9 protein-coding genes are annotated in these 8,632 nt (G+C 71.0%); 6 read left to right on the plus strand and 3 right to left on the minus strand.

What is annotated here, in order from left to right:
- Nucleotides 1–110 precede the first annotated feature (110 nt).
- Nucleotides 111–527 carry a peptidase inhibitor family I36 protein gene (locus ACFC0D_RS11130; RefSeq protein WP_376433501.1) on the minus strand — a complete coding sequence of 139 codons (417 nt, stop codon included), beginning with the start codon at nt 525–527 and terminating at the stop codon, nt 111–113.
- 272 nt (nt 528–799) lie between these two features.
- Here ACFC0D_RS11130 and ACFC0D_RS11135 point away from each other — a divergent pair, with 272 nt between their 5' ends.
- The 4 genes from ACFC0D_RS11135 to ACFC0D_RS11150 are packed head-to-tail and all read left to right on the plus strand — an operon-like array spanning nt 800 to nt 4,758.
- Nucleotides 800–1,324, plus strand: a complete 525-nt coding sequence (locus ACFC0D_RS11135; protein WP_376433503.1) for a hypothetical protein — start codon at nt 800–802, stop codon at nt 1,322–1,324.
- Nucleotides 1,317–2,783 carry a peptidoglycan-binding protein gene (locus tag ACFC0D_RS11140; RefSeq protein ID WP_376433505.1) on the plus strand — a complete coding sequence of 489 codons (1,467 nt, stop codon included), beginning with the start codon at nt 1,317–1,319 and terminating at the stop codon, nt 2,781–2,783. The genes ACFC0D_RS11135 and ACFC0D_RS11140 overlap by 8 nt, the downstream gene beginning before the upstream one ends.
- A 56-nt stretch (nt 2,784–2,839) precedes the next feature.
- Nucleotides 2,840–3,511, plus strand: a complete 672-nt coding sequence (locus ACFC0D_RS11145) for an ABC transporter ATP-binding protein (protein WP_376433634.1) — start codon at nt 2,840–2,842, stop codon at nt 3,509–3,511.
- A gap of 5 nt (nt 3,512–3,516) precedes the next feature.
- Nucleotides 3,517–4,758, plus strand: coding sequence for an ABC transporter permease (locus tag ACFC0D_RS11150; RefSeq protein WP_376433507.1), 1,242 nt, complete (start codon nt 3,517–3,519; stop codon nt 4,756–4,758).
- Here ACFC0D_RS11150 and ACFC0D_RS11155 read toward each other — a convergent pair.
- The gene (locus ACFC0D_RS11155) at nt 4,682–5,728 is read right to left on the minus strand and encodes a helix-turn-helix domain-containing protein (RefSeq protein ID WP_376433508.1); all 1,047 of its coding nucleotides are present in this window, start codon (nt 5,726–5,728) and stop codon (nt 4,682–4,684) included. The two genes, ACFC0D_RS11150 and ACFC0D_RS11155, sit on opposite strands and share 77 nt — an antisense overlap.
- On the opposite strand from ACFC0D_RS11155, the gene ACFC0D_RS11160 reads away from it, so the two are divergent.
- On the plus strand, nt 5,727–6,677 hold the full coding sequence (locus ACFC0D_RS11160; RefSeq protein WP_376433509.1) for an NAD(P)-dependent oxidoreductase: 951 nt from the start codon (nt 5,727–5,729) through the stop codon (nt 6,675–6,677). The genes ACFC0D_RS11155 and ACFC0D_RS11160 overlap by 2 nt on opposite strands.
- Before the next feature lie 90 nt (nt 6,678–6,767).
- Here the strand turns inward: ACFC0D_RS11160 and ACFC0D_RS11165 are convergent, their stop codons facing one another.
- The gene (locus ACFC0D_RS11165; protein WP_376433510.1) at nt 6,768–7,595 is read right to left on the minus strand and encodes a C40 family peptidase; all 828 of its coding nucleotides are present in this window, start codon (nt 7,593–7,595) and stop codon (nt 6,768–6,770) included.
- Between the two features lie 661 nt (nt 7,596–8,256).
- Between ACFC0D_RS11165 and ACFC0D_RS11170 the strand changes: the two genes are divergently transcribed.
- Nucleotides 8,257–8,616, plus strand: a complete 360-nt coding sequence (locus ACFC0D_RS11170) for an NADH-quinone oxidoreductase subunit A (protein WP_030494815.1) — start codon at nt 8,257–8,259, stop codon at nt 8,614–8,616.
- Nucleotides 8,617–8,632 lie beyond the last annotated feature (16 nt).

Below are 8,632 nucleotides of genomic sequence, written 5' to 3' on the forward strand. Positions count from 1 at the left end.
ATGGGGGGGCGCGTTTGCTAGCCCCGACTCTTTCGGCCTGCGCAACGGCTCCTGTGTCATGCGTTGCCGGTGGCGCCTGAATCGCCGTCCGACGGGTCAATCAGCGACGATCAACGGGCCTTGTAGTAGTAGGCCGAGGAGATCTTGTTCTTGAAGGTCACCGAGGCGTTGCCGACGTGGCCGACGGGCAGGCTGCCCTCGGCGCCACCGGCGTTGCGGTCGGTGTAGACCCACCAGACGTTCGAGTCACGGTTCCAGTAGGAGGCCGTGTTGTCGTTGGCGGACTGGCCCGCACCGGCACCCGGGCCGGGGAAGGTGTCGCCCCAGAAGTCGGTGTCCTCGACGTACAGGTCGAACACCGCGCCGGCCTGGTTGGAGTTGTAGTACAGGCCGAGCTCGCCGCTCTCCAGGTAGCCGTTCTTGCCGGTGGCCGCCGAGGCGGAACCGGCGGTGGCGAGGGCGCCCGCGCCGATGGCGGCGAGCGCGATCGCCGTGGCGGCGACGCGACGGATGGCAGTGCGCTGCATGGTGGTGCCTTTCCAATCGATGGTGCTGGTGTGGTGGTTGCGACCCGAGTGGGCCGCCTTTAAGAGCGAACAGCACCAACAGGCACCAGTCCACTGTCCGTTGAGACAGTTACCGGCGCGACTACCCGTGGCTATCCTGACGGTGCCGAGTCGCCCGCCGGGCGCCGGCCGTTCCCGCGCAGGGGCCATGACGCGACGTAGCGCAGCGCCGCGACGGCCCCTCATCGCGCGTTCCCCCATGCATGGGAAGCCCTTCCGGAAGGACCATTCTGATGACACGCCGTACGGTCGTCGTACCTCTGCTGATCGCCGCCTTCGGGCTGGCGGGATGCGCGAACTCAGGGGACGGCGCATCCCCGAACAAGGACGGCGGGAGCACGCCGCCGCCGGCCGCGTCCGCCTCGTCCTCGGAGAAGACCGCGGACTGGGCCGGGTACTACGACTGCCTGGCCGCGCAGGGCCTCACGCTCCAGGACACCGGGAGCGGTGAGAAGCGCGTCGACAAGGACGCCAACAAGCCCGACGCGATCACGAAGGCGGAGGCGGCCTGCGTGAGCAAGCTGCCGGCCCAGGGGCAGGCCGATCCGGCGGCGCTCGCCGAGGCCAGGAAGATCTCCGAGTGCATGCGCAAGGAAGGCGTCACGGACTACCCCGACCCCGACCCCAAGACCGGGGAGGTGGTGCTCGACGGCGATCTGGGCGCGAAGATCAAGGGCGACCCGAAGGTGATCGAGGCCCGGAAGGCCTGCTCCCCGGCGTCCGGCGGCAACAGTGGCGGGACGGTCGTCGGTGGCTGAGGAGACCTCGGACGGGTCCCGGTCCTCGTCCGACGACTCCCGGATCTCGCGCGGCCGCCTCTGGGTCGTCGGTCTGGTCGCCGGGGCGGTGGTCCTGACCGGGGGCGGGATCGTCGCGGGGACGTTCATCAAGTCGCCCTCCCAGGTGGCGGCGGACGCCGAACCGCCCCCTCCGGACGTGCTGATCGCCCGGGTCGAGAAGAGGGTCCTCGCCGAGACGGTCGTCCTGCGCGGCACCGTCGCGGCCGGCCAGACCGTGCAGGTCGCGCCCGTCGCCTCGGGCAGCGAGGGCAGCGGTGCCCCGGTCGTCACCAAGGTCCCGGTCAAGAGCGGCGACGCCCTCCGGCAGGGCCAGGTCCTCCTGGAGATATCCGGGCGGCCCGTCGTCGTGCTGAAGGGCGGGCTGCCGGTCTACCGGGACCTCAAGCCCGGTGCCACCGGCGACGACGTGAAGCAGCTCCAGGAGGGTCTCGCCGCGCTCGGTCACGGGCGCGGCGGCGACGCCAAGGGCACCTTCGGAGAGGGGACGAAGGGCGCGGTCGAGGCCTTCTACGCCTCCATCGGTTACGACCCCAAGCCGGCCGTGGACGACGACGGTGCGGCCGTCGACGGCGCCAAGTCCGCGGTCACCGGGGCCGAACGGGCCGCCGAGGACGCCCGCGACGCCCTGAAGGACAACACGGACCAGGCCCAGGACAAGACCCTGCGCAAGGCGCGCGACCGGGCCGAGGCGGATCTGCGGACCGCCCGGACCGCCCTTGCCAAGGCACGGGCCGTGGCCGGTCCGATGCTTCCGGCCGGGGAGGTCGTCTTCGTCCAGGGCTTCCCGGCGCGGGTCGCGTCCGTCCCGGCACGGTCCGGGGCACAGGTCGACGGGGCGGTGATGACCCTGTCCTCCGGGAAGCTGGTGGCGCAGGGCCACCTCCAGGACCACCAGAAGGGCATGGTCAGGGCCGGCCAGAAGGTGAAGATCCTGGAGGAGAACTCGGGCAGGGAGATCGACGCGAAGGTCGTCTCGGTCGCCGACTCGCCCTCCCGGCAGCAGGATCCGCAGGACGGTGCCCAGCAGAACGGTGGCGGTGGCGGCGGCGACGCGAACGCGGGCGGTGGCGGCGCTTCCGGCGCGGTCGGCTATCTCTTCACCGCCCAGCCGACCGAGGCACTGCCCTCCGAACTCGCCGGCCAGGAGGTGCGGCTGACCATCGAGGCCGCGTCCACCGACGGCAAGGCGCTGGTCGTCCCGATCACCGCGGTCTCGGCGGGATCCGACGGCAAGACCGTCGTCACCACCGTCGACGGGACGGGCAGGCAGGAGCGGATCGAGGTACGGACCGGCACGACCGGCGACGGCTTCGTGGAGGTCACCCCACTCGCGGCCGGTGCGATCGAGGAGGGCGACAAGGTCGTCACCGGGATCAACCCCGGTGGAGCCGCGGGCGCATCCAAGGGCACCTCGTGAGCAGCCCGGGCCACGACCCCGATCCGCGGATCGAGCCCGCCCCCGTCACCCCCGTCATGGAGTTCCGCCAGGTCAGTCTCACGTACCCGGGGCCGCCGCCGGTCACCGCGCTCCGCCCGTGTGAACTCGTCGTGGAGAAAGGCGAGTTCATCACGATCGTCGGCCCTTCGGGCTCCGGCAAGTCCACCTTCCTGAACGTCGCCGGTCTGCTCGACGCGCCCACCGGCGGCACCTATCTGCTGGACGGCATCGACACCGCCGCCCTGCGCGACGGCGACCGCACGGCGCTCCGCGGCCGCCGTATCGGCTTCGTCTTCCAGTCCTTCCATCTGCTGCCCCATCGCAGCGCGACGGAGAACGTGATGCTCTCGATGGTGTACTCGGCCGTGCCACGCGCCGAGCGCCGGGCGCGGGCCCGAGCCTCCCTGGAACGGGTCGGCCTCGGCCACCGCGTCGACGCGCTGCCCGGCCGGCTCTCGGGAGGCGAGCGCCAGCGCGTCGCCATCGCCCGCGCGCTCGCCGGGCGGCCCTCGCTGCTGCTGTGCGACGAGCCGACCGGGAACCTCGACTCGGACAACGCCGAATCCGTCCTCGGACTCCTCGGCGAGCTGCACACCTCCGGCATGACGATCGTGGTCATCACCCATGACGCGGAGGTGGCGGCGCGCGGCGAGCGGACCGTGACCATCCGCGACGGTGTCCTGAGCGAGTCGGCGAGGGTGGGGTGAGCGGGATGGGCCTGCGCAGATCCACACCGTGCGTCGTCGAGCCGTCCCGGCTCACCACCCGGGACGTGCTCTCCGAGGCCGTCGCCGGGATGCTCCAGCGTCCGGGCCGTTCGGCGCTCACGGCGCTCGGGACCGTCCTGGGCGTGGGTACCTTCGTGGCCATCCTCGGGCTGACCGCGACGACCTCCTCGCAGATCGACTCCCGGTTCAATCTGCTGACCGCCACCGAGGTCACCGTCGAGGACATCGCCCAGGAACAGAACGAGTTCGCCGACCCCGCCTTCCCCGCCGACGCGGACGCCCGGATCGAGAGGCTCGGCGGTGTCGAGCACGCCGGGGTGTACTGGACGGTCCGGCTGGAGCCGGGTACGACCGTCCGGTCCGCGCCGGTCGGTGACGGAGCGGACGGCGAGCAGATCGACGTGGTGGCCGCCTCCCCGGGCGCGCTGCGCGCGGCGGTGCCGAAGCTGGCCCAGGGACGGCTGTACGACGACTTCGCCTCGAAGAGCGGCCAGCCGGTGGTGGTGCTCGGGGCGTCCGTGGCCGCCCGGCTCGGCATCACCACCCTGGAGACGAGTCCCGCGGTCTTCATCGGCGACGAGCCGTTCACCGTCGCCGGGATCATCGACGACGTGAAGCGCCGGGCCGATGTCCTGATGTCGGTGACGGTGCCGCGGACCACCGCCGAGAAGCTGTGGGGACCGCCCCAGCAGGGCGACGCGAAGATGCTGATCGCCACCCGGGCGGGGGCGGCCGAGCAGATCGCGCACGAGGCCCCGGTGGCACTGCGCCCGGACCATCCGGAGTATCTGAAGGCGGTTCCGCCGCCGGATCCGAAGACGCTCCGCGCCGGTGTGACCGACGACCTCAATCAGCTCTTCCTGCTGCTCGCCGCCATCTGCCTGGTGATCGGCGCGGTCGGCATCGCCAACACCACGCTGGTGGCGGTGCTGGAGCGGACGGGCGAGATCGGTCTGCGCCGGGCCCTGGGCGCACGAGGACGGCACATCACCGTTCAGTTCCTCACCGAATCGGGTGCTCTGGGGGCCGTCGGTGGGCTGGTCGGCACGGCGCTGGGCGTCTCGACGGTGATCGCCGTGGCGCTCGTACGGGACTGGACGCCGGTCGTGCACTCGGCGACGGTGGCCGCGGCCCCGGCGATCGGACTGGTCACCGGGGTGATCGCCGGGCTGTATCCGGCCTGGCGGGCGTCACGGATCGCACCGGCGGAGGCGCTGCGTCGCTGAACCGGAACGCGCGCCGGTAGTCGGAGGGGGAGACCCCGACCGTACGGGTGAAGTGGCGCCGCAGATTGGCCGACGTGCCCAGGCCGCTGCGTTCGCCGACCAGCTCCACGGGGAGGTCGGTGGACTCGAGCAGGGTCTGGGCGCGGGCCACCCGCTGCTGGAGCAGCCACTGCAACGGCGTGGTCCCGTACGCCTCCTGCACCCGCCGGTGGAAGGTGCGCGGGCTCAGCCGGGCCCGCCGGGCGAGGTCGTCGACGGTCAGCGGGCCGGCGAGGTTCTCGGTCGCCCACTGCAGGACGGGGCCCAGGCTGTCGCCGTCGCAAGGCGGCAGCGGCGCCTCGATGAACTGCGCCTGCCCGCCGGTGCGGTGGGCGGGCACGACCAGGCGCCGGGCGAGCTGCCCCGCGACGGTCGCGCCGAGGTCCTTGCGTACGAGATGCAGGCACAGGTCGAGCGCGGCGGTGGCTCCCGCGCTCGTCAACACGCTTCCCTCGTCCGTGTAGAGCACGGAGTCGTCCACGATCACCTCGGGGTGGCGGGCGGCCAGCTGTCCGGTGTGCTGCCAGTGGGCGGTGGCCCGGCGGCCGTCGAGGAGTCCGGCGGCGGCGAGCGCGAAGGCCCCCGTGCACAGGGACACCATCCGTGCGCCGGACGCGGCTGCCGCACGCAGTGCCTCGACCAGTTCGGCCGGCACCTCCTCGCCGTCCTCCACGACGGCGTCGGGCACGGACGGCACGATGACGGTGTCCGCGCCCACGAGCCCGTCGAGGCCGTGGTCGGTCCGCAGGGAGAAGACCCCGGCTCCGGCCTCCGCCTCGCCGCACAGCCGCAGCTCGTACCAGGGGTCGGCCAGGTCCGGCTGCGGATTGCCGAAGACGGCGCAGGCGATGGCGATTTCGTACAGCTCCCACAGCGACGTCCCGATCCGCCGGTCCGGTACGACGGCGATGGCGACCACTCCCGCACTCATGCCCGCGACCCTACGGCAGGAATTTTGCGGGCGCCGTCAGTCCTGCCACTGTCGACCGGATTCCGCCGCTGCGAGCGTGGAGTCCATGAACGCACAGAACATCTCGGTCATCGGTCTCGGACAGATGGGCTCCGCCCTCGCCGACGCCTTCCTCTCCGCAGGCCACCGCACCACCGTCTGGAACCGCACTCCGGAGAAGGCCGACTCCCTGGTCGCCCGTGGGGCCGTCCGCGCGGCCGACGTCGCCGAGGCGGTCGCGGCGAGCGAGCTGGTCGTGGTCTGCGTCCTCGACTACGCGGCCGTACGCGAACTCCTGGCCACCGTGGCCGAGTCGCTGCGGGGCCGGGTCCTGGTCAACCTCACCACCGGTTCGCCCGAGCAGGCCCGCGCGGAGGCGGAGTGGGCGGCGGAGCACGGCATCGGCTACCTGGACGGCGCCATCATGACGACACCGCCCGGGGTCGGCGACAGCGCCAACATGATCCTTTACGCGGGCGGGCCCGAGCTCCTCGCCGAGCACCGCGCGACGCTTGCCGTCCTCGGCGACCCCGTGGACCTGGGCGCGGACGCGGGCCTCGCCTCGCTCCACGACGCCGGACTGCTCGGCCTCATGTGGTCGGTCTTCGGCGGCTGGCTGCACGCCACCGCCCTCGCGGGCGCCGACGGGGTGCCGGCCCGGGACTTCACGGCGCTGGCCACCCGCTGGCTGAAGACGGTCTCCTGGTTCATGACCGGGTACGCCGAGCAGATCGACGCGGGGGAGTACCCGGGCGCGGACGCCACGATCGACGTCCAGGTGGTCGCCATCGCCCATCTCCTGCACGCGGCGGAGGCACGCGGCATCGACAACCGGCTGCCGGAGCTGCATCTGGAGCTGATGCGGGGCGCGGTCGAGGCGGGCCACGGCGGGGACAGCTACGCCCGGATCGTCGAGGCCTTCCGGAAGTAGAACAAAACGGAACGAACCTGGTCGGAACAGGGAAAAGCCGTCACTCCCCCGAGGAGTGACGGCCTTTCGCGTTCTTCGAGATGCGGGTGATCAGAGGATCCGGACCGCGCCGGAGGGCATGTCCCAGTCCAGGGAGCGCTCGACGACACCGGTCGACGGGTTCTGCGCACCGACGTACTTGCCGCCGCCCACGTAGATCGCCACGTGGTACGAGCCGCTGCGGCTGCCCCAGTAGAGGATGTCGCCCGGCTGCAGGTTGCTCAGCGAGACGGACGTGCCCATGGACGACTGGGAGCTGGAGATGCGCGGCAGGTCGACGCCGGCCTGGCGGTAGGCGGCCTGGACGAGCCCGGAGCAGTCCCAGGAGTTGGGGCCGGTGCCGCCGGAGATGTAGGCGTCGCCGATCTGGGCGCGGGCGAAGGCGACGATCGCCGCGGCGGAGCCGGTGGCCACCTGCGAGCTGCTGTCGGCGCTGGACGACGAGCCGCTGTCGGAGGACGAGGAGGACGCGGAGAGCGAGGTGCGCGCCTGGGTGCGGGAGGCGCGCTCGCGGGCCTCGGCGCGGGCCTTCTCGGCCTTCTCGGCCTCGGCCTTGCGGTCGGCCTCCGCCTTCGCCTTCTTGGCGTCCTTGGCGGCCTTCTCGATGGCGGCGTTCTCCTGGGCCTGCAGGCTCAGGTCGAGGGCTTCCTGCTGGGAAGCCTCGGCCGACGCGGAGACGGCGCTCGCCAGGTCGATGTCGAGGGAACCGAGGGTGGGCATCTCGATGGTCTCGGTCACCGGCTCGGCATTCGCCGGCCCGGCAGCACCGGCCACCGCGATGGTGCTGAGGACGCCACCGGCAACTCCTGCCCGGAGCGCGAGCTTCGAGGCGCTGCGGCGGGGCTTCCGGTGGCTGGGTATGTGAGCGGTGTGGGACATGAGTACAACCGCTATCAGGGCTTCACGGTTCCCTTCAAGAAACGTGGGTTGCGCCACAGTTACGTTCGGAACCACATAATCCGCTTACCTGGCGCCCTTATTGACGCCGTAACGGACAAAACGGGCACGGCCTATCAGGCCGTTGATCACGGGTTTTCCGCGAAACGTCCGAATTGACCGCCACTTACCACCTCTTCACACCGATGGCCAAGCCCCGCTTTCTCCGGACGGGTGAGGGTGTGGTGCAGGTCACACTCGGGCTCGTGAATGTGCGCACGCGTCCACTCCCGTCCGCGAGTGCCCCCGACCGGGCGACGGCCGGTTGCTTTATCACCCACGCGGCGTCCAGTGCCAATTTGCTTGCATGGCCCACCTCTTGATAGAGCGCCACCCCCTCCGACCAGCGGTTTCCGGTCCGGATGTCACATCTGGTGATCACCTGGGCGCTTCGAGTGCCAAGATCACCGCTCATCCGGCTTCATGATCCTTCGTCAGGTGGTGGAGATCACAAAGTCCTTGGCGTACCCCGTGTCGCAGATCACAGAGGGGCAGGCATAAGATGCGGGGCAGTCGGGCTTGTGAACTGCCTCACATGGGGGCGATCTTCCACGGCCCGACCGTGCGGTCCAACGGTCAAGGACGACTGGAAGGAGCGAGGAGCGTGAATGCGTACGCGCCCATCCTCGTGCTCGGTGCCCTGGGTGCGGGGTTTGCGATCTTCTCCGTGGTCATGGCCACGCTAATCGGCCCAAAGCGGTACAACAGGGCAAAGCTTGAGGCGTACGAGTGCGGCATCGAGCCGACACCGACGCCGGCCGGAGGTGGCCGCTTCCCCATCAAGTACTACCTGACGGCGATGCTCTTCATCGTCTTCGACATCGAGATCGTCTTCCTCTACCCCTGGGCCGTCACCTTCGACGCCCTGGGGCTTTTCGGGCTCGTGGAGATGTTGCTCTTCGTGCTCACCGTCTTCGTCGCCTACGCCTATGTGTGGCGGCGCGGCGGCCTGGAATGGGACTGAGGGGCTGAGGGGCACC

Source organism: Streptomyces sp. NPDC056222, assembly GCF_042264065.1.
Lineage (GTDB): Bacteria > Actinomycetota > Actinomycetes > Streptomycetales > Streptomycetaceae > Streptomyces.